Origin of the sequence: Nocardia sp. FDAARGOS_372, from assembly GCF_002554515.1 — a bacterium.
Taxonomy (GTDB): Bacteria; Actinomycetota; Actinomycetes; order Mycobacteriales; family Mycobacteriaceae; genus Nocardia; species Nocardia farcinica.
In genome coordinates, this window is the sequence record NZ_PDDW01000001.1 from 26,412 (window position 1) to 48,641 (window position 22,230).

General features: G+C 67.2%; 38 protein-coding genes. All 38 read left to right on the forward strand.

Translation table 11 applies throughout. From position 1 onward, the window contains the following. Nucleotides 1-5 precede the first annotated feature (5 nt). The 38 genes from CRM89_RS00195 (at nt 6) to CRM89_RS00370 (ending at nt 22,211) form a co-directional block, all read left to right on the forward strand. Complete coding sequence (locus CRM89_RS00195; protein ID WP_098082943.1) at nt 6-920, forward strand: hypothetical protein; 915 nt, start codon at nt 6-8, stop codon at nt 918-920. Further along, nucleotides 901-1,509, forward strand: coding sequence for a hypothetical protein (locus tag CRM89_RS00200; protein ID WP_127516010.1), 609 nt, complete (start codon nt 901-903; stop codon nt 1,507-1,509). The genes CRM89_RS00195 and CRM89_RS00200 overlap by 20 nt, the downstream gene beginning before the upstream one ends. Further along, nucleotides 1,502-1,831, forward strand: a complete 330-nt coding sequence (locus tag CRM89_RS00205) for a hypothetical protein (RefSeq protein WP_098082945.1) — start codon at nt 1,502-1,504, stop codon at nt 1,829-1,831. The genes CRM89_RS00200 and CRM89_RS00205 overlap by 8 nt, the downstream gene beginning before the upstream one ends. Next, a complete protein-coding gene (locus tag CRM89_RS00210; RefSeq protein WP_098082946.1) occupies nt 1,831-2,697 on the forward strand; it encodes a hypothetical protein in 867 nt (288 codons plus the stop codon). The genes CRM89_RS00205 and CRM89_RS00210 overlap by 1 nt, the downstream gene beginning before the upstream one ends. Then, a complete protein-coding gene (locus CRM89_RS00215) occupies nt 2,694-3,050 on the forward strand; it encodes a hypothetical protein (protein ID WP_098082947.1) in 357 nt (118 codons plus the stop codon). Before CRM89_RS00210 ends, CRM89_RS00215 begins: the two co-directional genes overlap by 4 nt. A 37-nt stretch (nt 3,051-3,087) precedes the next feature. Continuing rightward, entirely contained in the window at nt 3,088-3,255 is a 168-nt protein-coding gene (locus CRM89_RS30655) for a hypothetical protein (RefSeq protein WP_172964417.1), read from the forward strand. Continuing rightward, complete coding sequence (locus CRM89_RS00220) at nt 3,252-3,671, forward strand: hypothetical protein (protein ID WP_127516012.1); 420 nt, start codon at nt 3,252-3,254, stop codon at nt 3,669-3,671. Before CRM89_RS30655 ends, CRM89_RS00220 begins: the two co-directional genes overlap by 4 nt. A 126-nt stretch (nt 3,672-3,797) precedes the next feature. Next, a complete protein-coding gene (locus CRM89_RS00225) occupies nt 3,798-4,019 on the forward strand; it encodes a hypothetical protein (RefSeq protein WP_098082949.1) in 222 nt (73 codons plus the stop codon). Beyond that, nucleotides 4,001-4,297: a hypothetical protein gene (locus tag CRM89_RS00230; protein ID WP_127516014.1), complete on the forward strand. Its 297-nt coding sequence runs from the start codon at nt 4,001-4,003 to the stop codon at nt 4,295-4,297. The genes CRM89_RS00225 and CRM89_RS00230 overlap by 19 nt, the downstream gene beginning before the upstream one ends. Before the next feature lie 99 nt (nt 4,298-4,396). Beyond that, nucleotides 4,397-4,648 carry a hypothetical protein gene (locus CRM89_RS00235; RefSeq protein ID WP_098082951.1) on the forward strand — a complete coding sequence of 84 codons (252 nt, stop codon included), beginning with the start codon at nt 4,397-4,399 and terminating at the stop codon, nt 4,646-4,648. Continuing rightward, nucleotides 4,645-4,971 carry a hypothetical protein gene (locus CRM89_RS00240; RefSeq protein WP_098082952.1) on the forward strand — a complete coding sequence of 109 codons (327 nt, stop codon included), beginning with the start codon at nt 4,645-4,647 and terminating at the stop codon, nt 4,969-4,971. Before CRM89_RS00235 ends, CRM89_RS00240 begins: the two co-directional genes overlap by 4 nt. Beyond that, nucleotides 4,964-5,275 carry a hypothetical protein gene (locus CRM89_RS00245; RefSeq protein ID WP_127516016.1) on the forward strand — a complete coding sequence of 104 codons (312 nt, stop codon included), beginning with the start codon at nt 4,964-4,966 and terminating at the stop codon, nt 5,273-5,275. The genes CRM89_RS00240 and CRM89_RS00245 overlap by 8 nt, the downstream gene beginning before the upstream one ends. After that, complete coding sequence (locus tag CRM89_RS00250; protein ID WP_098082954.1) at nt 5,272-5,511, forward strand: hypothetical protein; 240 nt, start codon at nt 5,272-5,274, stop codon at nt 5,509-5,511. The genes CRM89_RS00245 and CRM89_RS00250 overlap by 4 nt, the downstream gene beginning before the upstream one ends. After that, entirely contained in the window at nt 5,508-5,921 is a 414-nt protein-coding gene (locus CRM89_RS00255; RefSeq protein ID WP_098082955.1) for a hypothetical protein, read from the forward strand. The genes CRM89_RS00250 and CRM89_RS00255 overlap by 4 nt, the downstream gene beginning before the upstream one ends. Beyond that, nucleotides 5,918-6,064, forward strand: coding sequence for a hypothetical protein (locus CRM89_RS30660; protein ID WP_172964418.1), 147 nt, complete (start codon nt 5,918-5,920; stop codon nt 6,062-6,064). Before CRM89_RS00255 ends, CRM89_RS30660 begins: the two co-directional genes overlap by 4 nt. Before the next feature lie 453 nt (nt 6,065-6,517). Continuing rightward, entirely contained in the window at nt 6,518-7,045 is a 528-nt protein-coding gene (locus CRM89_RS00260) for a hypothetical protein (protein WP_253805075.1), read from the forward strand. Between the two features lie 108 nt (nt 7,046-7,153). Continuing rightward, a complete protein-coding gene (locus tag CRM89_RS00265; RefSeq protein ID WP_041559957.1) occupies nt 7,154-7,372 on the forward strand; it encodes a hypothetical protein in 219 nt (72 codons plus the stop codon). 169 nt (nt 7,373-7,541) lie between these two features. Then, nucleotides 7,542-7,796: a hypothetical protein gene (locus tag CRM89_RS00270; RefSeq protein ID WP_011208043.1), complete on the forward strand. Its 255-nt coding sequence runs from the start codon at nt 7,542-7,544 to the stop codon at nt 7,794-7,796. 270 nt (nt 7,797-8,066) lie between these two features. Beyond that, the gene (locus CRM89_RS30665) at nt 8,067-8,237 is read left to right on the forward strand and encodes a hypothetical protein (RefSeq protein ID WP_172964419.1); all 171 of its coding nucleotides are present in this window, start codon (nt 8,067-8,069) and stop codon (nt 8,235-8,237) included. Between the two features lie 51 nt (nt 8,238-8,288). Then, on the forward strand, nt 8,289-8,867 hold the full coding sequence (locus CRM89_RS00275; protein ID WP_098082956.1) for an IS607 family transposase: 579 nt from the start codon (nt 8,289-8,291) through the stop codon (nt 8,865-8,867). After that, the gene (tnpB, locus tag CRM89_RS00280; RefSeq protein WP_172964420.1) at nt 8,864-10,168 is read left to right on the forward strand and encodes an IS607 family element RNA-guided endonuclease TnpB; all 1,305 of its coding nucleotides are present in this window, start codon (nt 8,864-8,866) and stop codon (nt 10,166-10,168) included. The genes CRM89_RS00275 and tnpB overlap by 4 nt, the downstream gene beginning before the upstream one ends. A gap of 123 nt (nt 10,169-10,291) precedes the next feature. Beyond that, on the forward strand, nt 10,292-10,561 hold the full coding sequence (locus CRM89_RS00285) for a hypothetical protein (RefSeq protein WP_098082958.1): 270 nt from the start codon (nt 10,292-10,294) through the stop codon (nt 10,559-10,561). Between the two features lie 109 nt (nt 10,562-10,670). Further along, nucleotides 10,671-11,024: a hypothetical protein gene (locus tag CRM89_RS00290; protein ID WP_127516018.1), complete on the forward strand. Its 354-nt coding sequence runs from the start codon at nt 10,671-10,673 to the stop codon at nt 11,022-11,024. After that, a complete protein-coding gene (locus CRM89_RS00295) occupies nt 11,021-11,542 on the forward strand; it encodes a hypothetical protein (RefSeq protein WP_098082960.1) in 522 nt (173 codons plus the stop codon). The genes CRM89_RS00290 and CRM89_RS00295 overlap by 4 nt, the downstream gene beginning before the upstream one ends. A 1,049-nt stretch (nt 11,543-12,591) precedes the next feature. Further along, complete coding sequence (locus CRM89_RS00305; RefSeq protein WP_011208051.1) at nt 12,592-13,131, forward strand: hypothetical protein; 540 nt, start codon at nt 12,592-12,594, stop codon at nt 13,129-13,131. Further along, on the forward strand, nt 13,118-14,182 hold the full coding sequence (locus tag CRM89_RS30670) for a terminase (protein WP_172964421.1): 1,065 nt from the start codon (nt 13,118-13,120) through the stop codon (nt 14,180-14,182). The genes CRM89_RS00305 and CRM89_RS30670 overlap by 14 nt, the downstream gene beginning before the upstream one ends. Continuing rightward, nucleotides 14,160-14,762 (forward strand): terminase, encoded by a 603-nt coding sequence (locus CRM89_RS30675; RefSeq protein ID WP_011208053.1) that lies wholly within the window; start codon nt 14,160-14,162, stop codon nt 14,760-14,762. The genes CRM89_RS30670 and CRM89_RS30675 overlap by 23 nt, the downstream gene beginning before the upstream one ends. Nucleotides 14,763-14,772: 10 nt before the next feature. Next, a complete protein-coding gene (locus tag CRM89_RS00320; protein WP_106427641.1) occupies nt 14,773-16,215 on the forward strand; it encodes a phage portal protein in 1,443 nt (480 codons plus the stop codon). Continuing rightward, a complete protein-coding gene (locus CRM89_RS00325; protein ID WP_098082961.1) occupies nt 16,215-18,146 on the forward strand; it encodes a Hint domain-containing protein in 1,932 nt (643 codons plus the stop codon). Before CRM89_RS00320 ends, CRM89_RS00325 begins: the two co-directional genes overlap by 1 nt. Nucleotides 18,147-18,210: 64 nt before the next feature. Further along, on the forward strand, nt 18,211-18,750 hold the full coding sequence (locus tag CRM89_RS00330) for a hypothetical protein (protein WP_011208056.1): 540 nt from the start codon (nt 18,211-18,213) through the stop codon (nt 18,748-18,750). 23 nt (nt 18,751-18,773) lie between these two features. Continuing rightward, nucleotides 18,774-19,142 (forward strand): hypothetical protein, encoded by a 369-nt coding sequence (locus CRM89_RS00335; protein WP_011208057.1) that lies wholly within the window; start codon nt 18,774-18,776, stop codon nt 19,140-19,142. Between the two features lie 15 nt (nt 19,143-19,157). Further along, on the forward strand, nt 19,158-20,186 hold the full coding sequence (locus tag CRM89_RS00340; RefSeq protein ID WP_098082962.1) for a major capsid protein: 1,029 nt from the start codon (nt 19,158-19,160) through the stop codon (nt 20,184-20,186). Continuing rightward, on the forward strand, nt 20,186-20,461 hold the full coding sequence (locus CRM89_RS00345; protein ID WP_041559963.1) for a hypothetical protein: 276 nt from the start codon (nt 20,186-20,188) through the stop codon (nt 20,459-20,461). Before CRM89_RS00340 ends, CRM89_RS00345 begins: the two co-directional genes overlap by 1 nt. Further along, a complete protein-coding gene (locus tag CRM89_RS00350) occupies nt 20,448-20,843 on the forward strand; it encodes a hypothetical protein (RefSeq protein WP_011208060.1) in 396 nt (131 codons plus the stop codon). Before CRM89_RS00345 ends, CRM89_RS00350 begins: the two co-directional genes overlap by 14 nt. Beyond that, nucleotides 20,840-21,232, forward strand: coding sequence for a hypothetical protein (locus tag CRM89_RS00355; protein ID WP_011208061.1), 393 nt, complete (start codon nt 20,840-20,842; stop codon nt 21,230-21,232). The genes CRM89_RS00350 and CRM89_RS00355 overlap by 4 nt, the downstream gene beginning before the upstream one ends. Before the next feature lie 3 nt (nt 21,233-21,235). Beyond that, nucleotides 21,236-21,433 (forward strand): hypothetical protein, encoded by a 198-nt coding sequence (locus CRM89_RS00360; protein ID WP_011208062.1) that lies wholly within the window; start codon nt 21,236-21,238, stop codon nt 21,431-21,433. Continuing rightward, a complete protein-coding gene (locus tag CRM89_RS00365) occupies nt 21,433-21,783 on the forward strand; it encodes an HK97 gp10 family phage protein (RefSeq protein WP_253805076.1) in 351 nt (116 codons plus the stop codon). The genes CRM89_RS00360 and CRM89_RS00365 overlap by 1 nt, the downstream gene beginning before the upstream one ends. Continuing rightward, a complete protein-coding gene (locus tag CRM89_RS00370) occupies nt 21,780-22,211 on the forward strand; it encodes a hypothetical protein (RefSeq protein WP_098082963.1) in 432 nt (143 codons plus the stop codon). The genes CRM89_RS00365 and CRM89_RS00370 overlap by 4 nt, the downstream gene beginning before the upstream one ends. The last annotated feature ends 19 nt before the right edge of the window (nt 22,212-22,230 follow it).

Here is a 22,230-nt window from a genome sequence, read left to right on the forward strand (position 1 = left end):
GGCTGATGCGCATCCGCAGCACCAAGCCTGAGTTCTGGCGTTCCGAGCGAATCGCCGCCCTCTCGTGGGACTCGCGGCTGGTTCTCAAGGGCCTGGAGTCCTACGTCGATGACAACGGCGTCGGCAAGGACGACGTGGCTCTGATCGTCGCCGACGTGTTCCCTCGCGACATGCTCGCGAACCCTCGCGAGACCGTCGCGAGGGTTTCCGAAGCCGTTTCCGAGCTTCACCGGCACGGTTTCATCCATCGCTACGAGGTGGATGGGACCCGCCTCCTCTACATCTCGTGGTGGGAGGCGGTACAGCGCATCGACAAGCCCGGCAAAGGACGTTTCCCCAGGCCAGACGGCACAATGGACTATCGCGAGTCCGTCATTCGCGAGAGTGTCGCGAGCCCTCGCGAGGGTGTCGCGAGCCCTCGCGAGGGTGTCGCGCCTGGAACAGGGGAACAGGGGAACAGGGGAACAGATATACGTCCCCCAGTTTTCGACGTAACTCACGACCGCGCGGGCGCGCGCGCGAGCGGGGGTGTGGTCGCGCTGCGTGCGCCGCGCGGTGGCGCACAGGTCGCGGCGCGGCTCAATGCGACCGCGCGCAGCGCACCGGCGCACGCAATCGCGGTCGCGTTCAGCGAAGCGCTGTCGGTGCCACTCGAGGCGGGCGTGCTCGCAAAGGTCGGCGTCGAAATCGACTCGTGCCTCGCGGCCGGTATCCCGCCGCCCGCCATCGCCGCCGGACTCAAGGCGTGGACGGAATCGGATTCGTGGAGTCCCACGCAGATACCGGCGTTCGTCCACAAGGCCGCCAACGCCCGCGGTCGGCGCGGCCGATCGAAACCCACCGAGAAGGCGGTCGACGCCCACGCCGCCGCCGAGGAACTGCTACGGGAGGTGAGAACCCTTGGAGATCGCAGCGAGTGAACGCAGCGTGCGCGCTGCGGCCGCAGCATGGTCCCGGGCACGCATCTACGACGACAAGCTCGGCGACCCGGACAAGGCCCGGCTCGCGGCATGGGCCGAGAGCATCGAGCGGTGGAAGCTCGACGCCCCGGACCTGCTCGAGGGCGTGATTCGCTACTACGAGGGCCAGACCGAGGGCCGCACCATCGGCATCGGCGACCTGCTCCACCACGCCCGCGAGTCCCGCCGTCAGCGCGCCGAACGCGAGACCGCCGCCGAGGTTCACGCCGCAGTCACCGCGGCGCTACCCGTGTCCAGCGCCGGGCTGCCACTCCGAGCCGCCGGTGATCCGGTGTGGGCTGCCTACGAAGTCAACGGCGCCATAGACCGCCCGTGCCCGCGCTGCAAGGCCGAACCGAACTGCGCCTGCGTCACCGAGCGCGACACCCCCCAGAAAATCCCGTGTTTATCGAGAATCTCAGGCCCCACACGCCCCGCACCCTCACCAACACCCACACCCACCCCCGTTCGTCCGTCCACGTGGCGTACAGGCCACGAAAACACCGCGTCCCGTGCGGACGCCCACACCCAGGAGCACGCCCATGCCTGACTACACCGAGGGCGACCTCGTGATCATCGACGGCCGTAGGTGGCGCGTCGCCCGGATCAGTGACGACAGCCGACCGTCCGTCCGCCTGGTCAGGATGCCGAAATACACCCGGATCGGCACCACGGTCTACGCCGACGTGCTGGATCGGATCGGCACCCGCGTCCCGCCCGCGCCTGAGCTGTCGCGTGAGCACCTGGAGGTGTTCGCCGTCGACCCCCACGCCGCAGCCGAGTCGGAAGTCGCGGCGATGGCGCAGGAGCTGCTTGCCGCCCGCGCCCTGGCTCGCCCTGCTCGGCGACCAGCCGACCGAGGACACCGCTGATGCCTGAGCAGACACCCCCCGCGCTCATCCATGCCGGGCGGCGCGGCGGCAAGCTTGCGCGACTGATCGCGGTCGAGACCGCCCGCGGCGGTGAGCTGGAGATCGACGCCGAGCGCGACATGTGGCGCGAGCGCGCCGAGCGCGGTCAGCTCCACCGCGATCAGCTGGTCGACCAGCTCAACGCCGCCCGCGCCCGCGTCGCCGAGCTGGAGGCGCAGCAGCAGCCGCGCGTCATCGAGACCCCCGAGGACGCCGCGGCCCTGGCCGACGCGCTGAGAGCCGCAGTCGATTCCTGGCCGAATCGCGCTTGGCTCGTCCTTCCCGGGCCGACCGACATCGGGTCGGAGCTGGCGGGACATCTCACCAAGGAACTCGCGGGCTGGCGTCCACCCGCCCGGGTCATCGCCGACCCCGAAGAGCTGTCGGCACTGCCGGCTGGTGCTCTCGTGCACGACGGGACCGCGGTCTTCGATCACCTCGGCGCCGGGTGGTGGGTCACGACCGGCAGCGCCGACCCGATCCATAGCGAGGCCATCCTCGAGGCCGAGCCGGACGGGACATGCGGGTGCACGGTCATCGTCCTGTGGACGCCCGAGGCCGATATTCAGTCGGACATACGGATTCTCCTGCTGGGCAAGGAGTTCGAGGCTCGCGCCGCCATCGACCGCGCGCGGAAGCTGCATCAGCCCGAGAACGGGTGCGACAACCCGGTCCACACGGTGCCCGATGCGACATGCCCGCAGTGCTGCGACTACTGCCAGTGCTGCGGCGAGGCGATGCCGTGCGCCACCATCCGCGCGATCGACGGGGAGGATTCACGGTTCCCCACGCCTAAAGCCGGGGACTTCACGGGCGGTGTTCGGTGAGCGGCGGCCGGTACCCGTTCACCCCGGCCGAGGTCGCGTTGATGCGTTACCGCGTCGAGGACATCGGCCCGTTCCTCGCTGACGGAGAGTACGCGGTGGAGGGCTGGCGGCGCAGCGAAGGCTGTGGCGGTGGCCACGGCTTCCACTACGAGCACACCAAGACCGCGCTGGTCGGTCGCCGGTGTGAGTGGCTGGAAGACGCCTGGTACCCGGACGGGCGGGTGCGGCGGTGGCGGGACGGTCGAGTCCTGTGGGAGGCCCGCATCACCTACAGGCGGCTGCTGGCGTGGCGGGAAACCCGGATCAGTGACCGCGCTCGTGCCGCGATCGAAGCAGACGAGGAGAACTCATGACCGAGATCAAAACCTCCCGCGTGTCCGAGGAGGCGTTGTGAGTTTCGTTGTTCGGTCCCCGTCCGGCCGGTGTGTGGTGTCCCTGCCCACCGGCACCGCGGAGGAGATGCGACAGGTGGCTGTGGAGCTGTCGGACATGCTGGCCGTGTTCGCTGCGGCCGGGGCCAAGCCGCAGCTGTCGGTGGTCAGGGAGGCAGGCGCATGAGCGCCGTGACAAACCGACTGGAAGGACCCGGAGCAGTGACCCGCCACGTACTCGACATCCCCCTACCCCGCCCACCTCTCACCTCCAACCAGCAGCGCGGCGCCCACTGGTCCAAAGTGAAAGCCGCCCGCGACGCAGTGGCGTGGCACATCCGATCCGCCGGCGGGGACACGTTGCCCCGCCTGGACCGGTGTCATGTGGCGGTGACCTGGCATGCCCCGGACCGCCGCACCCGCGACGCTGGCAGTCTTCATGCCTTCGGGAAGGCCGCGATCGACGCTCTGGTGGATTTGGGGGTGTTGGCGAAGGATGACGCGGATCATGTGCTGTCGGAGTCGTACTCGGTGCAGCAGGGCAGCGACCATCCACGGATCACCATCACACTCACTCCGGAGATCGTTGAGGAGTCGGCGTGACCGGGCGGTGGATCATGTGCTGGGACCGAACCGAGGGCGTGAAATGTGTTCTGACCTGGTAAAATTGATGGCGGCCGGGGGCTGCACACCACCCGGCCACCGACCGAACCCCCAGGAGGTTCAGCCATGAATAAGACTACCGAGACCGTCACCGACAACGAGTTCGTCCTGCGCCTCGACCTGGGCAACGTGTCGCTGCGGGATCAGCAGGACGCGATCTTCTCCGCGCTGCGTCGGGTCGCCGACATGCTGGAGGACTATCCGATGGTCGAGTCGGGGCAGCGCCGGGAGGTCCGGCGGTCCTTCGACTACCTCGGCATCGACGCGAAATGGACGTGGCAGGCATGAGCGACGCCGACCTGGCCGCGCTGGAGCAGCGTGTCACCGAGAAGCTGGCAGCCGCGCGACCGAAGTGGGATCTGCCTGACATCCCGGCCTTGCCCGCCGAGGCCGTCGAGGCCCCGCCGCTTCCCGACTACTGGCCGCAGTTCCCCTGGGAGCGGTGGGCGATCGCCCCGGCCCGCCGCGCCCAGGCCCTGGTTCTTGCGGACAAGCTGATCGATCAGGGCAAGCTGGCCGAGGCGGGCTGGCTCGTCGGCTACGGCGGGAAGGTGCGAATCTCGTGACCGATCGAATGGTGTGCCAGCAGATCCTCGACCTCCTGAGCGAGGGACTGTGGCCCGGGGAGGCGTCGTGAGCAGCGGACAGCGACCCGAGGAGGACTCGTGACCGTCTACGACGACATCAAGGCTCGCATCGCCGCCGACCGCGCCGCCGCCGAACAGTGTCCGTGCGACGAGACGCTGGAGGGCGCTCGCGCCGAGATCGTCGGCGATTTCCTGGAGGTCGCCGAGCGGTGGCAGCTCAAGGCGCAGGAATGGGGGCCCGAGGAGCAGTTCGTGGCGTACCGGGACATGGTGTGCCAGCAGATCCTGGATCTCCTGAGCGAGGGGCTGTGGCCCGAGGAGGCGTCATGAGCAGCGGACAGCGCCCCAGGCGGCGCGAGTTCTTCCCGCACATGAAGGTTCGCGGCCGGTGGCGCGCTCACCGCCGCCGCGTCCACATCGTGCTGTGGCGCAACGACCCGGAGACTGGGCGGCTGTACGCGCCTTGGCCGCAGGCGTTCGCGTTCCCTGGCCGTCCACCGGTCGACCTCAAGGACTGCACGGTCACCATCGAAACCAGGGGCGATAAGCGGACCTTGGATCGCTGGTCCGGGCGCTGGCAGTCCGCGGGTACGACGGACGACGGCGGCACGGTGCTGCTGGGTGAGCCAGGGGGATGGCTGCCCGGTGCGTGACCCCGAACTCGAGGCCGAGGAGAGCCGCGCCGCCCTCGCAGAGTTGGAGCAGCGGGTCACCGAGAAGTTGCACGCGGCCATGCCGAAGTGGGACTTGCCAGCCGATCTGCCTGCGGTGGTCATACCCGACTATGTTCCGAATGGAGCCGAGCGGCCCGAGTTGGAGTATCCACGCGAGCGGTGGATCACCTACCCGGCGCGGCGGGCGCAGGCTCTCGTCCTGGCGAACAGGCTGATCGATGACGGCAAGCTGTCGGAGGCGGCGCTGTTGGTCAGCCGTGGCGGTAGGGAGCGGATCGCGTGACCGCCTCCGATGCCCTGTCCCGTCTGCGTGCCGGGCTCGACCGAGACGAAGCCATCGCCCGCGAGGCGATCGGCACCCGAGGGCGCGAGACCGGCGCGACTGTGCAGCACTGGCAGTGGGCACGCGAGCGCGACGACACCATCCTCACCGACGGCCGTGACCCGATCGCTGCCGAACACCTCTACTCCGACGACATCGCAAATCCACAACCTGAGCAGACAGGGATTCAGCCATGACAGATTCTATCGAGACCCGCGAGTTCCACATCAGCGACATCCTCAGCGTCCTCACCGAACTGCTCGTGTCCACCCGCAACGTCGAGGGCCTGTACGACCTGCTCGGCTACATGACCGGCGAACCCCTGTGGACCCACCAACTGCCGCGCGCCGCCCGCGAGTGCGAGCCCACGCTGCGCGCACAGTTCCCCGACCTCGCCGCCATCCCGGCACCGGAGGGCATCGACTCGCAGGAGACGCTGCTCGCCTGGCTGGCCCCGATCGAACAGCAGTACGGCGAGACGCGGCAGGTGGCCCCGATGGCGAAGGCGGACCACACCTCCATCGACCCGATCGCGGAGTTCAAGATGATGCGCCCGGACGGCGAGGTCATGCCGGTCGTGATGAGCGATGACGAGGGCCAGTCGTGAGCAGCGACGCACGCAAGCCGTCCCTCGACGAGGCGCTCGACAACCTCCGGCACGACATCGCGCTGGGCTTGCACCCATTGGAGCCAGGGCAGTATCCGCCGGTCCGGATGCTGTGGGAGCTGAGCGAGGAGGGGGCCGCATGAGCGACGGCTACACCCTGTCCGACATCCAACGCATCCGCGAGGAGATCGCGTGCCGGTATCCTGATGCTGTGAGACAGCCGAACCCCTGAGGTCTCGGAGTTCCCGCTCCGGCTTCAACCCGTCGCACACGCTGCGGCAGACCCTACGGCCACCCCAGTCTCGGGGTGGCCGTAGCTGTATCAGCCAGTCTCTGAGCCTGTAGACACCAACTTTGCGGGATCCCGCAAAGTTGCTGGTCCTTGGAACCCCCCTGGTGCGCGGCGGCTCGAGATCTACACCGAAAATCGATACCCTGCTATCTATGAGCAACCGGGAGTGGAGGTCTCAGCCGTGAGTATCAGCCCCTGCACATTCCCCGGCTGCCGCGACTCCGCCGGCGACCCAGCACTCACCTCCCTGGGCATGTGCGATCCCTGCCAATCCCGGTTCTCCCGGCTCCTCGGGTGGCTCACGATGGACTGGGTCAACCTCACCACCACTCTCCCCACGCCAGCCCGCCGCGCCCAGGAACGCGTCTCCCGCGGCCGCCAAGTGTTCGGGCACCCTGCCGAATGGGCATCCGACACCGCCGCCCAGATCGCGGCTGTGCTGAACGAAACACACGACGCTCTCGCTGACCACCTCACCGAAACCCCACCCCCACATCCCGGGGTGGGGGAGAGGTACCGGGTACGGGCGGCTTGGACATACCTGGAGTGCCGCATCGACCGCCTCGCCGCCGCTCCGTTCGGTGGCGACGTCGCCGTGGAGATGCGGGACCTGCACGGGCAAATCCGCTCCCGCCTCGGCCTCACCCGACCCCGCCAGCTGTTACCGACCCCGTGCCCGTCCTGCGAGCTGCGGACCCTGTTCCGCTCCGTCGACGTCGGCGCCGACTCCATCGACTGCGGTTCGTGCGGGCACGTCATCCGCGAGGAGCACTACCCCTTCTACACGCGCATGGTCCTCGACACGCTGCTGTCCAGCGAACGGGCAGCATGACAGTCCGGGGGTCGACCTGGTAGTTTCACACCTGAGCAGTAGTACCCCTATGCCCAAACCCCCTCACATCCTTCGGTGGAGGGGGTTTCGTCGTTTCCGGGAGGCGATATGGCTGCCGTCCTCGTGACCGACGGGTTGGATTCGAAACTCACCGCTGTCGAGGCGTCGGCGATCTTCTCGGTCACCGCGGCGACGATCCGGAAGTGGGCGTCGCTGGGCAAGCTGGCAGCGGTGGGTATGGACGCCAGGAACCGCAAGCTGTATCGGCTCGCTGATATCGCTGCGTGTGAGAAGGCGACCCGTCACGCTGCCGGTCGAGGCCGGTAGCCCTCATTCGTCGCAGCGGTGCACTTGCCGGTGATCGCGCTGCGGCTGTTCTCCCTGCTGGCCGGTACGCCCGGAGTGCTACCACCTCTCCCGTTGAGTCGGTCGGCCCCGGCAGCAGGGAGCCCCCAACCTTTAACCGAGAGTTAATAGTTCCCTTCCGAGGAGCCTCATGCCCCCGCAGCGGTACCGCAAGAAGCCCGTCGAGATCGAAGCCATGCATTTCACCGACGTGTCGGCTGGCTCCCGGATCGCCGAATGGTGCGGCGGGACGAACGTCGACAGCCCGCACGAGATCCGGATCGACACTCTCGAAGGCACCATGACCGCCACGCTCGGCGACTGGGTGATCCGGGGCGTGAAGGGCGAGTTTTACCCGATCAAGGATGAAATCTTCCGAGCGACCTACGAACCCGTGGAGTCCTGATGCCCGACTTCGCTACCTGGTTGCGTGCCCTGTGCACCCCTACCCCGCGGTCTCTGGAGCAGCCGGTGTTCGTGACCCCGGTGCTGTCCTGGCAGCTGTGGGGTCCGCAGTGAGCGACGAGGACGACGAGCCCGGCTACAACCTGGTGATGCCGTTCGTCACCGTCGCCAGCGTCGGTGGGCCGCACGAGGACGGCGCATACGTCGCCGTTCGAGGACACCGAGGTCGAGGGTTGGACGTCGATGACAGTGGACCGGAAGCCGATCGAGGATGCGTAAGCGCCTCGCCAGCGCCCTGATCCGCTTGGCGCACTACATCTACCGCCCCACCGTCACCGACCTCACCGACCAGTTCGACGGCGTGATCCTCGTCGGCGCGGGCGGCTCCTACCGGCACGTCCCCCTGATGCCTCCCGAACGCCGCGAGTCCCGAGGGTCGTGATCTGTTCGACAGAATGAGTAAGGATGCGCCATTCTGTGAGAAAATAGACTCGTGAAGTTGAGTGCATGGGCCAAGGAACAGGGCGTGTCATACCGGACCGCCCTGAACTGGTTCCATGCCGGAACACTTCCCGTTCCCGCGCGGCAGCTGCCGACCGGCACGATCCTGGTCGACCCGCCACAGGCGAACACTGCCGCGGTCGTGGCGTATTGCCGCGTGTCCTCGCGTGACCAGAAGGCGGACCTGGAACGACAGGCCGGGCGAGTATTGACCGGCGCGAGCGGGCGCGGACTGCGGATCGATCGCACCGTCACCGAGATCGGGTCCGGGCTCAATGGCCGCCGCGTCAAGCTTCGCAAGCTGCTCGCTGACCCTACTGTCGGGACGATCGTTGTCGAGCATCGCGACCGACTCGCCCGATTCGGTGTCGAATATTTGGAAGCGGCGATGGCCGCGACTGGCCGCGCGATCGTTGTACTCGATGAGACCGAGGTGCACGACGATCTAGTGCGGGACATGATCGAGATCCTGACCGCCATGTGTGCCCGCTTGTACGGCCGCCGATCGGCTGCCCGTCGAGCCGAAGCCGCTGTGCGTGCCGCGCAAACCGATCCGGGGGGCGAGTCGTGATCCGCGCTTACTTGTTCGCTCTCGACCCCACCGCCGAGCAGGTCGAGAAGTTCCGGTCGCATTGCGGGGCCCAGCGTGTCGCCTACAACTGGTGCCTCGCGAAGGTGAAAGCGAACTGGGCCCAACGCGCCGCTGAACAGTCCTACGGCTTGACCGGGGATCAGCTCACCCCGTGGATCAATACCTCCGCCTACAGTCTGCGCAAGGCATGGAACGCGGCCAAGGATGATGTCGCGCCGTGGTGGCGGGAGAACAGCAAAGAGGCATACGCCACCGGTTGCGCCAACCTCGCTACCGCGCTGGGGAACCGCAAGGCGGGGCGGGCGAAGATGCCGCGCTTCAAGTCGAAGCATCGTTCCCGCTTGTCCTGTCGGTTCACCACCGGTTCGTTCGGTCTCGGTCGCGACCGCCGCCACATTCAGCTTCCCGTAATCGGCATGGTCCGCACAGGGGAGTCCACTCGTAAGCTGGCCCGCCGCGTTGAGAACGGGACGGCCCGTATCCGTTCGGCGACGCTGTCGTTCCAACGGGGGCGTTGGCATGTCAGTTTCTCCGTCGAACTGCCTGACCCCACCCCCGCGCCTCGCGCCACCCGCCGGGTTGTCGGGGTGGACCTGGGTATCAAGTCGTTGGCGATCCTGTCCACCGGGAAGACGGTGCCGAACCCGCGCCACCTGGATCAGGCGCAGAAGTCCCTGCGTCGTCTCCAGCGGCAAGCGGCACGCCGTCGCGGACCGGACCGCCGAACGAACGTGGAGCCGTCGCAGCGTTGGCGTAAGACGCAAGCCCGTGTCGCTCGCCTGCATACTCGTGTCGGGAACCTGCGGCGTGACGGTATCCACCAGTTCACCACTCGGCTTGTTCGCGATCATGACGTGATCGTGATCGAAGATCTCGCGGTGTCGAACATGGTCCGCAACCGGCGACTTGCTCGCCGGATCGCGGACGCCAGCTGGGCGGAGGTCCGCCGACAGCTCACCTACAAGACCGAACAGGCTGGTGTCGAGTTGATCGTCGCCGACCGCTGGTTCGCTTCCTCCAAGACATGTTCGGGATGTGGTGTGGCGAAAGCCAAGCTCGCCCTTTCCGAACGCACCTATGTCTGTATGGAGTGCGGGATCGTCCTGGATCGGGACGTGAACGCCGCAATGAATCTGGCCGCTTTGGCGGTCGACCGCGCACAGTTGGTGCGTGAGCAGCCCGAAGGAACCCATGTCAGACGACCGTTCGCGGGCGCAGTGGGATCGCCTCGGGAAGAGCCTCTGGCTCAACCTCACCATCGCGAGATGGTGAGTCGTTGAAGCGGGACATTTTGTCATGCTTCATCGAACGGTGGAACTGATGGCTGATCTGTGGGATGCGTTCACGTTCGGGGTGACTCGTCTGATCGTGCGCCTGCTCCGCCTGGACCCCTACCGCGACCTGTGACCGCCACCAAGGGTTTCCAGGCGATGTCGGTAGACGTGCTGGTCGAGTCCGAGTCAGACGTTGAGCGGATCATCGACTGGGTCGCCCAGTTCGAGCAGATCAACGCCTACGGTTCGTGGGACGACGGCAAGAAGTTCGGGCGCGTCACCTTCTGTGCCGAATCGGTAGAGCAATACCAGCGGCTCGTGGACTACGTGGCTTCCTGGGACGGCGAGCACGGCCAGCGCCACGATCGGCTCGCATCGCCAGCAATGACCAAGCGGTAACCAGACAGGAGACTCCAATGGGCAGCGTCGACCTCGACACCATCGTCACCGCCGGCAAGGTCGGCCTGATCATCATCAAGGCCATCATCGAGATCGTCGGCGCGCTGTGATGAGCCCCGTCGAGCCCAAGCGCTGCATCCCCCGCGCCCGCGTTCGCCTGTGGGACAGCAACTGGGAGCTGCGCCGCGAGATGAACGACGCCCTCGTCTACCTCACCAGTACCGGCATCGCCTTCATCATCCCCGCCGACAGCGAGGGCGCTCGATTCCTCATTGGCGAGACCGAGCAGCCTCATCCACTCATCCTGGTGACGATCGACGACGAGGGCGTGGAGCGCCGCTACGGCGTCGTGCGAGGCTGGGAGATCCACCGTGCCGGCGACTGCCCGAAGTGCGAGCACTGCCAGACGCCCATGCTCACGGTCAGGGTCGACGAGGGCTTGCCCGGCAGGATGGAGCGATGAGGATCGTCTCCCGCGCCGAGTTGAAGGCCATGCCCATCGGGACGCTCTACAGCGAGTTCCGTGAGGGTGGCAAGAGGGGATGGCCCTTCGGCCCGGAAGCGCTGTTCATCGGCGACTGTGGCTACATCAACGACTTCTTCACGATCGGCATCGACGGCCCCGACGCCGAGAGTTCCGAGGTCCTGTTCGACCGCCAACACGAGATGGAGCAGCAGGGCACCGCCTACCCGGTGGACCTCGCCACGGACCGCGAGGGGCTGCACGACGACACCCTCCGGTATCTCGTATGGGAGCCCGAGGACGTCCGCGACATCGTCGCCCGCACCGCCTGGCTCGCAGCGCACCAGAGCGAGTGGAACCCCGTCCGCCGCTACCGCATCCGCAGGCCGGACGGCACCACTCACAGCGACTTCGAAGACGACGAGCGGGACGCCCGCCAATCCGCTCGACCCGGTGAGGTCGTCGAGCAGTTGTTCGAGCGGCACGAGACCGAGTGGCGGCGAGTGGATAACCCCTGATGGCTCGAGCCCGTCTCCGCGTCTGCTCCGAGCCCGGCTGCCCTAACGCCCAACCCGAAGCCCGCTGCGACGAGCACAGGCGCGAGAGGGAACGCCACTACGCCCGCACGACCCCCACGAAGGCCACACGCGACACCGCGGAGCGGCGACGTAGGGCTGATGCTGTAGCCCGTCACAGGGCCGCACACGGCGACTGGTGCCCAGGATGGCAACGCCCCGCCCACCCGTCCACCGACCTCACCGCCGACCACCGCACCCCGATAGCTGCCGGCGGCGACCCCGCCGGCCCACTCGATGTCCTGTGCCGTGGGTGCAATGCGGCCAGGGGCGCGAGAGTTTCACCGCACTGACCTGCGCAAACGCGCACAAGGCAGCATAACCGCAGGTCAGAGCGGTGCAAACGTACGTCGGTCGACGGCCGATGGTGAAGCCCGCCGGACCGCACGCCTCTGACCTGCGCAAACGCAGCGGAATCGGCATATCCGCAGGTCAAAGCGTTGCAACTCAACACTGAACTCGGTCGAAAGCAGGGACCCGTGCACAGGGTCAGCGCTGGACCAGGCCGGCGAAGGTGCGCTATTCGGCCTATCTCGACCAACGCCCGATTAGCGAGTTATCCACAGGGCGAAGTTATCCACAGGGGTTGACAACCGCCCGCCGGTGTGAGCCGAGCGGGTTCGTTAGCTGACCGGTAGCCACTAATCGAGTCATCCCGACGATCGCCCAATTAGGACCGCCCGGTCCTATTCGAGCGAAGTTCATCAACACCCCATTAGCGCCCTACCCCAGGGGGGTACCCCTCGGGCGGCCGGCCGCGCCACCTTCGGGGAGGGCGCTCGACCGCGCGGAGGGTCCAGAAAGTGAGGCGAAGACCAACATCACCCGATTAGGACCGCTCGGTCTTGTGTGGGTGATGGGCATGAACACCCGGGTAGGACCGGGTGGTTCCATCCCGGCGCGATGCTGGATGGTTGCTGAGCCCTGGCCTGCTGCGACGGCAGGTGGGGGGTGATCCGAGCGCGGCGCGATGCCGGCTGAGGAGGTGTCGGATGAAGGGTGGTGCGAGGAACCGGTCGGGGCCGCAGCCGGACCCGAACTCGGGTCGGTCGGATCGGCGTGGCCTGGAGTTCGTGAGGCTGCCGGCTGAGGGGTATGCCGGGGCGCCGCCAGAGTTCCCGTTGATGCCGAGGCGGATCTACCGCTGGGAGCATGGGGAGAAGGGGGCCCGGTATCAGGTGTTCGATGAGGAGTCGACGGACCTGGTGCGGGATCGGGAAGCTCGGCTGTGGGAGTGGGCGTGGCGGACGCCGCAGGCTGTGGCGTGGTCGCGTGAGCCGTGGCGGTGGCAGGCGGTTGCGCATTGGGTGCGGACGTCGGTGATCTGCGAGTCGGATGAGGCCAACGCCTCTGACCGTGGGAGCTTGCACCGGTTCGCCGATCAGATCGGGTTGACGCCGGCGGGGCTGCGGGAGAACGGCTGGGTGATCGCCGCTGACGAGGTGGCCGCGGCGCGGCAGGAGAAGGTGACGGAGGCTGTGGCTGAGCCGCCGAAGCGCCGGATGCGGGCTGTCTCCGGTGGAGGGAGCTGACGGGTTCCTCGTCGACTTCCCGACTCTTGGGGACATCGGCGAGGCGTGGGTGAAGCGGCACTGCGTCATCCCGGACAAGCAGCACCGCGGTGAGCCGTTCGAGTGGAGCGATTGGCAGTTCTGGTGCGCTGCCAAGCACTACCAGGTCCGGGCGGGTATCGAATGGACTGGCGAGCCGGTGTTCAACCAGGCGTTCGTGTACCGGCGTTCGCAGATCGTGGCACCGCAGAAGACCGGCAAGGGGCCGTGGAGCGCGTCGATCGTGTGCCTAGAAGCTGCCGGCCCGTCACAGTTCGCCGGGTGGGCGGGCAAGGGTGATGGGTGGGCGTGCTCGGAGCACGGCTGCGGGTGCGGCTGGGAGTACGAGTACCTGCCCGGTGAGCCGATGGCTGACCGGCATCCCTCGCCGGTGATCCAGCTGACGGCGAACAACGAGGACCAGGTCGGCAACGTGTATCGGCCGTTGGCGGCGATGATCAAGCTCGGGCGGTTGTCGGACTTGATGGCGGTGCGGGAGAACTTCATCCGCATCCTCGGCTCCGATGGCGGGGAGGACTTCGACCGGATCGACGCGGTCACCTCGAGCGCCCGGGGCCGGGTCGGTAACCCGATCTCGTTCGCGCTGCAGGACGAGTCCGGCCTGTACACCAAGCGGAACAAGATGGTCGAGATCGCTGAGCATCAGCGTCGCGGCGCGGCTGGCATGAACGGTCGCACGATGGAGACCACGAACGCTTGGGATCCGGCGGAGAACTCGACCGCGCAGCGCACCTACGAGTCGCAGCGACCGGACATCTTCAAGTTCTTCCGCATCCCCCCGGCGGGGTTGTCGTGGGGGAACCGGCGGGACCGGCGCAAGATCCTGCGCTACGTCTACGACGGGTCGCCGTGGGTGGACTTGGATTCGATCGAGGCCGAGGCGATGGAGTTGAACGAGACCGATCCCGCTCAGGCGGAACGGTTCTTCGGCAACCGCCTGGTGGCGAGGTCGGGATCGTGGCTGCCGCAAGGGTTGTGGGAGAGCCGGTATGGCGACGCTGTGGCTTCCTAACCCCCCGTCGGGGACGCCGATCTGTGCCGGGTTCGACGGGTCGGAGAACAACGACTGGACCGCGCTGCGGTGCGAAACCCGCGCGGGGTTCCAGTTCACTCCCCGCTACGGACCCGACCGGCGTCCAGCGATCTGGAACCCCGCCGAGTGGGGCGGCCAGATCCCCCGTGGTGAGGTGCACGCCGCCGTCGAGCACGTGTTCACCACCTACGAGCTGGCCCGGTTCTACTTCGACCCCCACGACTGGCGCACCGAGGGTGGGGAGTGGGCTCTGGAGCACGGCGAGGAGCACGTGTTCGAGTGGGCGACGAACCGTCCCCGTCAGATGTACAGCGCGATCCGCCGGTTCGAGGCCGACCTGAAGACCCGTATCACGCATGACGGGTGCCCGATCGCCCAGCAGCACATGGACAACTGCCGCAAGGTGCCCAAGCCGGGTGACACCTACGTCCTCGGCAAACCCAACGACCACCAGAAGATCGACGTCGCGATCGCCTCCATCCTCGCTCACGAAGCCGCCAGCGATGCGCGGGCCGCGGGCTGGGAGGACGTTGACGGTCGGATGTTCTGTTTCAGCTGAGGAGGTGAGCGTGGCGATCGTTCTGCGCACGAAGCTGTCCGACGACGAGCGCGACATGGTCAACAAGCTCACCGGCCAGCTCGGTCGCTTGTCGTACAAGGATCGGCTGTACGACGCCTATTACGAGGGAACCCAGAAGCTGGACCATATCGGTCTGGCGGTTCCGGAGGAACTGCGGATCTTCGAGCTCGTAGCGAACTGGCCGCGCATGTACCTCGATGAGGTGTCTCGCCGGCAGAAGGTGAAGAGCATCTATCGGCCTGGTGTCGACACCGCGGATGCGGCGCTGCAGGAGGCGTTCGAGGCGAACAATCTCGAGGCTGAGGTGCCGATTCTGGCCAAGGAGAACATGATCTTCGGCCGCTGCTTCGTCAGTGTCGGCACGAACGAGGACGACAAGGATCATCCGCTGATCACCGTGGAGTCGCCGCGGCAGATGTCGTGCCTGGTGAATCAGCGCAAACGCCGCATGGATGCTGCGCTGCGCCGGTATCGGGAGCAGGACGGCACGCAGGTAGCGACCCTGTTCCTGCCGGACAGGACGATCCAGCTCGTCGCGAGCAGCAACGGCTGGGATATCGACGTGGTGGGCGACGACAACGGCATCGACGAGCATGGCCTGGGCCGAGTGCCGGTGGTGCTGTTCCTCAACCGCCGCCGCCTCGGTTCATGGACGGGCACAACGGAGATGGCAGACGTCATCCCCCTCACCGATGCGTGCGCTCGTGCGTTGACGGACCTTCAGTACGGCGTGGAGACCGTAGCTGTGCCGAAGCGGTACGCGATCGGTGTGTCGAAGGGTGACTTCGTCGATAAGGACGGCAAGCCGCTGCCGGTGTGGAAGGCCTACTTCGACGCGCTGTGGGCGACACAGAAGTCGTCGAAGGATGTCACCATCGGCCAGCTGCCGGGTGCGGACCTGGCCGGGTTCCACAACACGGTGAAGCTGTACGCCGAACTGGCCAGCTCGGTGACGGGTTTGCCATTCCGGTACTTCGGCGCCAACACCGCAAACCCTGCGGCGGAGGGCGCGATCAGGGCTGATGAGTCTCGCATCGTGTCCAACGCCGAGGAGAAGAATGCCCACCTCGGTGTCGGGCTGGGTTGGGTGCTGGCCCTCTACGAGAGGTTCCGCACTGGGAACTTCCCGCCGGCGGGTGAGCCGATCGCGGTGGAGTGGCGGAACCCGGCCACCCCCACCCGCGCCGAGGAAGCGGACGCGATCCAGAAGCTCAACGGCGGCAACCCGGTTCTTTCCCGCGAGGGGTCGTGGGACGAAATGGGCTGGGACGAGCCCCGCAAGGCGAGAGAGCGTAAGTACTTCGAGAACGAAGGTATGGACCCCGAAGTGTCTCGGGCGATCCGGGAGCAGGAGAGCATCGCCGCCACCCGCGCCCAGGTGCAAGACCAGCTCGAGGCCGACCGCGCCGAACCTGAGGACGACAGCGCCTGATGGCTGGTCTCACCACCCGGCTGATGGACTTGGAGTCTGCGGCCATGTTCGACCGTCTCCAGCGCCAGGCGGCGGTGGACGCGATCGAGGAGATCGCGAAGCGGTGGGCGACCTCCCCGCCGAACGACTTCGGTGTCTGGTTCGACCGCAACATTGCCCGGCTGACCCGGGCAGTGGAGGCAGGGCAGTCCGCCGCGGTGCGTGACGTCGAGCGGTATGTCGACGACGCCCTGGACGAGCAGAACATCCGCGCCCCGAAGGTGGCCACGCCCACGCATGAGCGGCTGGTGGGCGTCACCGCAGACGGTCGGACGATCGAGGGCTTGCTGGCGCAGACGGTGATCGGCGCCCGCGCCGCGATGGCTGAGGGTGTCCCCGCCTACAAGGCATGGCAGGACGCCGGTTACGAGGCTCGCCGGGTGATCTCCAACGAGATCGCCGACGCTGGCCGTGCCGCTACTGGAGTGGGCATCGTCTCGCGTCTCGGCGTCGGCTATGTGCGGATGCTGGTGCCACCGTCCTGCTCGAGATGCGTGATCCTCGCGGGCCGCTACTACCACTGGTCACGAGGCTTCCGTCGGCACCCGAACTGCTTTCCGGCGGGGACTGTGGTCAGCGGACCGTCAGCTGAGGCCGCCACGCGGAGGTGGTTCGAGGGGGAACTCGTCGTCTTCACGACCGCGAGCGGCAAGCAGTTGTCCCTGACCGGTAATCACCCGGTACTGACACGTGGCGGGTGGGTTCCGGCGAACCTCCTCAATGAAGGTGACGAGGTAGTCCGCAGCACCAGGCCCCAAGGTGCTACGCCCCTCGTAGTCCCAGACCATCACCAGGTGCCAGCCCTCATCGAGGATGTATGGGGTTCGTTCGCGGTGAACGGTCTTCACCGCGTGCCAGCCGCCCCCGAGGACTTCCATGGCGACGGGCAGCGCGGCGAGGTCGACATTGTGGGCCCCGATCGCACGTTGTGGTGTGGTCACGATGCCGCGATCGCGCAGCAGCGTGAACAGCAGTTCTTCACCAGGCGAACCGAATCGTCCGGCCTGCTCGTTGCGAAGAGCGTTGCGCAACTTGTCGATTTGTGGCAAGCGCCGCATTCTGGCAGCTCGATTGGCCGCAGCGGCTTGCCGTTTGCGCTCATCGGCGGTCATGGCGGCGGCCCGGTTGAGCGCGGCCTCACTGTGGCTGCGGGGGGTTATCCCGGCCTGCACGAGGCGCTTGCGGATTATCGCCCTGGAGACGCCGTACTGCCGCCCCAGGGCGTATTCGCTGGCTCCAGCGAGATAGGCGGAGACGATTGCGTCATCGGGAAGGTCAACTCCACGCGTTGGGATGCCCCGGCGCTTCCGTTCCTTGTGGAAGGCCGTGCGGGATACGCCAGTCGTGGCAAGGAGTTGTTCGACCGGCTCACCGGCCAGGTAGAGCTGGATCGCATTGTCATATTGCGAAGGGTCCAGTGGAGCGGGCATGTATTCAGCCTGACTTCGTCGGAGGGTTGGCACACAGCTAACAGTCTCATTGTATCAAACTGCAACTGCCGCCATATCCCCTCCCGCGAGGACCGTGCCGACGAGATCACCACCGACCCGAAGAAGTACTTCGAGTCCCTGTCCGAAGCCGACCAGAACAAGACCTTCGGGCAGGCGGGCGCGCAGGCGATCCGCGACGGCGCCGACATGAGCCAGGTGGTGAACGCCCGCCGCGGCCTGACGATCATCGGCGGACGCGCCCAGCGCAGTGAGGTGTACGGCCGTCGACTGCTGACGACCACCGAGGGTGTGACGCGCCGGGGCCAGGCTGGACGGGCTATGCGCGCCCGCGGCCGCAACGCCCGCACCACGCCCCGGTTGATGCCCGAAGCGATCTACGAGATCGCCGAGACCCGCGCGGAAGCGATCGAACTGCTCCGCAAGTACGGCTACGTCGCGTAGCCCCGAAGAGCTTCCCGTCCGGCGCGAGGCCGGTCGGAATTTCCCCCGCGATGGAGGATCAGTAATGACGGCACCTGCCACCGGCACCCCCGCCCCCGCGGACCCCGGAACGACAGAGCCCACGGCACCCCCGGTGTCGACACCGAACGCCGAGCCCGCGACGGGCACCGGTGACGGTGATCTCGGCGAGTCCGGCCTCGCTGCTTTGAAGGCGGAGCGGAAGGCTCGCGCGGCCGCGGAGAAGGCGCAGGCCGCTCTGGAGGCGAAGGTCAAGGCGTTCGAGGACGCCCAGAAGACCGAAGCCGAACGGACGGCGGAGCGCATCGCCGCGCTCGAGAAGGACGCGGCGAAGGCTCTGCGGTACGAGGCGGCCGAGAAGGCGGAGCTGCCGTTGTCCCTCGCTGCCAGGCTCAACGGCTCCACGCTCGAGGAGCTGATCGCCGATGCCGGGCAGCTCAAGCAGCTGATGGGGATCAACGCCCCCGACACCCCCGCACCTGCCCCCACCCCGAAGCCGGACCGCCGGCAGGGCGGCGGCGAGACCAATGCCGGGGGATCGATGACCGCGGGCCGAGATCTCTACCGGCAGCGCAAACGAACCTGACCCCCAGAGAAGGAGGGGAAACAATGCATCTCCAGCTGAAGACCGAGAGCTTCGGCCAGGACGACCAGTCGTGGCTGGCATCGGGTGAGGGCACTGAACGTGCCCGGTCGATCACCCTCGACATGTCCACCTTCGCCGCCGGTGACTACGCCGACGGCTACCTCAAGTCCGGGTGGACGCTGCGCAAGCTCGCTTCCGGCTTGTACGGCAAGCGCAGCAACAGCGACACCGAGGACATCGCGGGTCACCTGCTGACCGCGGTCACTGTTCCGTCCGGTGTAACGAAGGTCGGTGCCGCGCTGCACTGGCATGGCGCCGTCATCGCCGCCAAGGTCCCCAATCCGCCCGATGCTGCAGGCCAGGCGACGGCCAAGCAGATCAGCTACTTCTGAGAGGAGGCGTAAGCCATGGTGGCTCTCGTCATCAACAGTGACTACGTCACTCCCGCCGAGCTGACCGGCTACGTCCGTGAGGCGTTGGCGGACCAGCCGATCAACGACCTCTCACTGGTCGACCAGCTGTTGCCGGACACGATGATCGACGACATCGAGTTCCGCGCCAACATCACCCAGCACGGTCTGCGCCGCGCCGGCCGGTTCCGTGCCTACGACACGGAGGCTCCTATCTCGGGGCGTCGGGGCATTGAACGCATCTCCGGTGAGCTGCCCCCGCTCAGCGAGAAGCGGCTGCTCGGCGAGTACGACCGGCTGCGGATGCGGAAGGTCCCCGACGCGATCCGCAACGTCATCTTCAACGACGCCGTGGAGCTGGCGCAGGCGCTGCGGACCAGGATGGTCCTGGCCAAGGCCGACGCCATCGTCAACGGCGAGGTCGCATTGGAGGAGAACGGTCTCGAGCTCAAGGTCGAGTTCAAGCGCGCCCCAGGGCACACTGTCACCGCGGCGACGCTGTGGAACGTCACCGGTGCCGGTGCGGCTGACCCGATCCTGGATCAGGAGAGCTGGTTCTCCACATTCCGTGTGACCCAGTCCGGTAACCCGGTCCGGGCGATCACCTCCCAGCGGGTGATGTCGGCGCTGATGCGCAATGACAAGATCCGCGCCCACGCGTTGCCCGTTGGCTCCACTCAGGGCATCGTCACCCGAGAAGCGGTGAACGCGCTGTTCACCTCGTTCGGGCACCCGCCATTCGAGATCTTCGACGCGCAGGTGGAGGATTGGGAGGGCAACGCTACCCGTCTGATCCCCGACGACGTGATCGTCTACGTCGGCGCCGCCAAGATCGGTGAGACGCTGTGGGGCACCACCGCCGAAGCGTTGGAGCCGCAGTACGGCATCGACGCCACCGAGGCGCCGGGCATCGTCGTCGGCAGCTTCATCACCCCCGACGCCACCCAACGGTGGACCAAGGCCAGCGGTATCGGCCTGCCGATGCTGTTGAACGGCAACGCCACGATGGTCGCGAAGGTGCTGTGATGGCGCGCCAGCTGATCGCGCACGTCCACGTGTACGACGGCGACGGCAGGGCGCACGTGTTCGGCCCGGGAGACAACGTCCCGGACGAGCTCGCCAAGCGCATCACCAACCCTGCGGTCTGGGAATCGAACCGCGACTCCGACGATGATCCGTCGGAGTCGTGGACGGTGGCCGACCTCAAGGCCTACGCCGAGCTGCACGACATCGACCTCGGCGAGGCCACGAAGAAGGCCGACATCCTCGCAGTGATCGCGCAGGCCGATGACCGCTCCTGACCCGCTGTCGCTGTTCGACATCGGCGACGTCCAGGCCATCGCCGGGGAGACGTTCGAGGAACCCGAAACCACCCAGGTGAAACGGTTCATCGATATCGCCGCTGCGAAGCTACGCACCAAGGTGAGCCGACTCGACGAGCGGATCTCCACCGGTGCCCTCGACCCTGTGCTGGTCAAGGGCGTCGGTGCAGAGATCGTGCTGCGCGCAGTCGCGACGCTGCGCCGCGGTATCGGTGTGCGACGCACCGAATACCCCGAAATCAGCACCGAGTACGAACCCGCCACAGCGGGTGGGTTGGTGCAGGTCACCGACGACGACATCGCCGATCTGATCGACGACGCCGGAAGCGGTGACGCGTTCACGATCCGGGTCAGTGCATGACCCGGCTGCCTGAACGCTGGACCCTGCTGCGTGACGGCGAACCCACCCAGGACCCGTTGACCGGCAACAGGATCGACGGTCCGCCGATCGAGGTGCCGTGGTGGGGGCTGCTCCAGAAACGCAGCCTCACCGACCTGCAGGTGGAGGAGTTCGAGGACGGGCGAGCGAGTCAGCGGTTGATTCTGCTTCTCGACCCCGGACTGCCGGGCGGCACCGACCGCCGTGACCGGTGGCGTTTCGACGGCCCCGCCAGTGTGGCCGATCTGGTGAAGGTCGGCGACATCGTCACCGTGCAGGGCACCCCCCGTAACCGGCGACCGGCTAGGGGATCTCGCCGCCCGGCATACATCGCCGCCGTCGTGCGGCACAGCAGCGATCTCAAGGAGTAGACCATGATCAAGTCGTGGACCGACCCCGCCGGCGTCACCCACTACGCCGACGAGCATTCCAAGGCCTACCGTATCCGCACCGAAGCCAAGCCCGACACCGACACCCGCATCGACCCCGCCGCGGGTCAGACGGTCGAGGATGTGGTGGACAAGGCTGAGAAGCCGCGGCGCGCCGTGACCGTGAAGGCGCCCGAAGCCTGATGGCCGGCAACAACTTCGTCGGTGGCGGGCGGGCGCGGCTGGAGATCTTCGAGGCCGCGGTGTACAGCGAAGCCCGTCGAGGATCGACCCCCTCCCGGATTCAGATGGCCGAGCAGGCTGCCGCGAAGGCACGTCAGCTCGCGCCGGTGGTGTCGGGCGCATACCGCGACGGAGTTGACGTCGAGGTCGACGGCGACCAGGTGTTTCTGGTCGACAACGACCCGCTGGCGTTCATCAAGGAGTTCGGCACCGTCGACACTCCCGCGCACGCGATCCTCGCCGACGCCGCACGTGAACTCGCCCGCTACAACGACCGCGGCGCGTTCCGCGCCCAGACGGGCCTCGGATGATCCCGTTCGCGCCGGGCGCGGTCCGCCTGTTCCTGATCGCGCAGCCTGCCTTCACTGCATTGTGCCCGCCCGAGGCCGTGTCGACGCGCGATGCGCCGGACCCGATCACCGGGCCGTTCGTCACGATCAGGGCACCCGGCAACGTCGGCTCCGACCCGATGCTGCGGTCACCGCTGGTCCAGATCGATGCGTGGGTGCCGAAAGCCGCCCCGGGCGAGAAGGACCCCGAAGAGGTCGCGTGGGACATCGCGGCCATGGCCGGGCAGTTGCTCGGCCGAACCCGCGCCCAACAGTTCCGAGGGTCGGCGTGGACGGCCCGCTGGACCGATGGACCCATCACCAGCGTGGACAAGACCCGCGGCGCGGATCAACCGCTGTACCGCGCGACGGTGCGTGTCGAGCTCAAGATGCGCGCGCCCCGCAACTAACCCCCATCTCCGGCCCGCC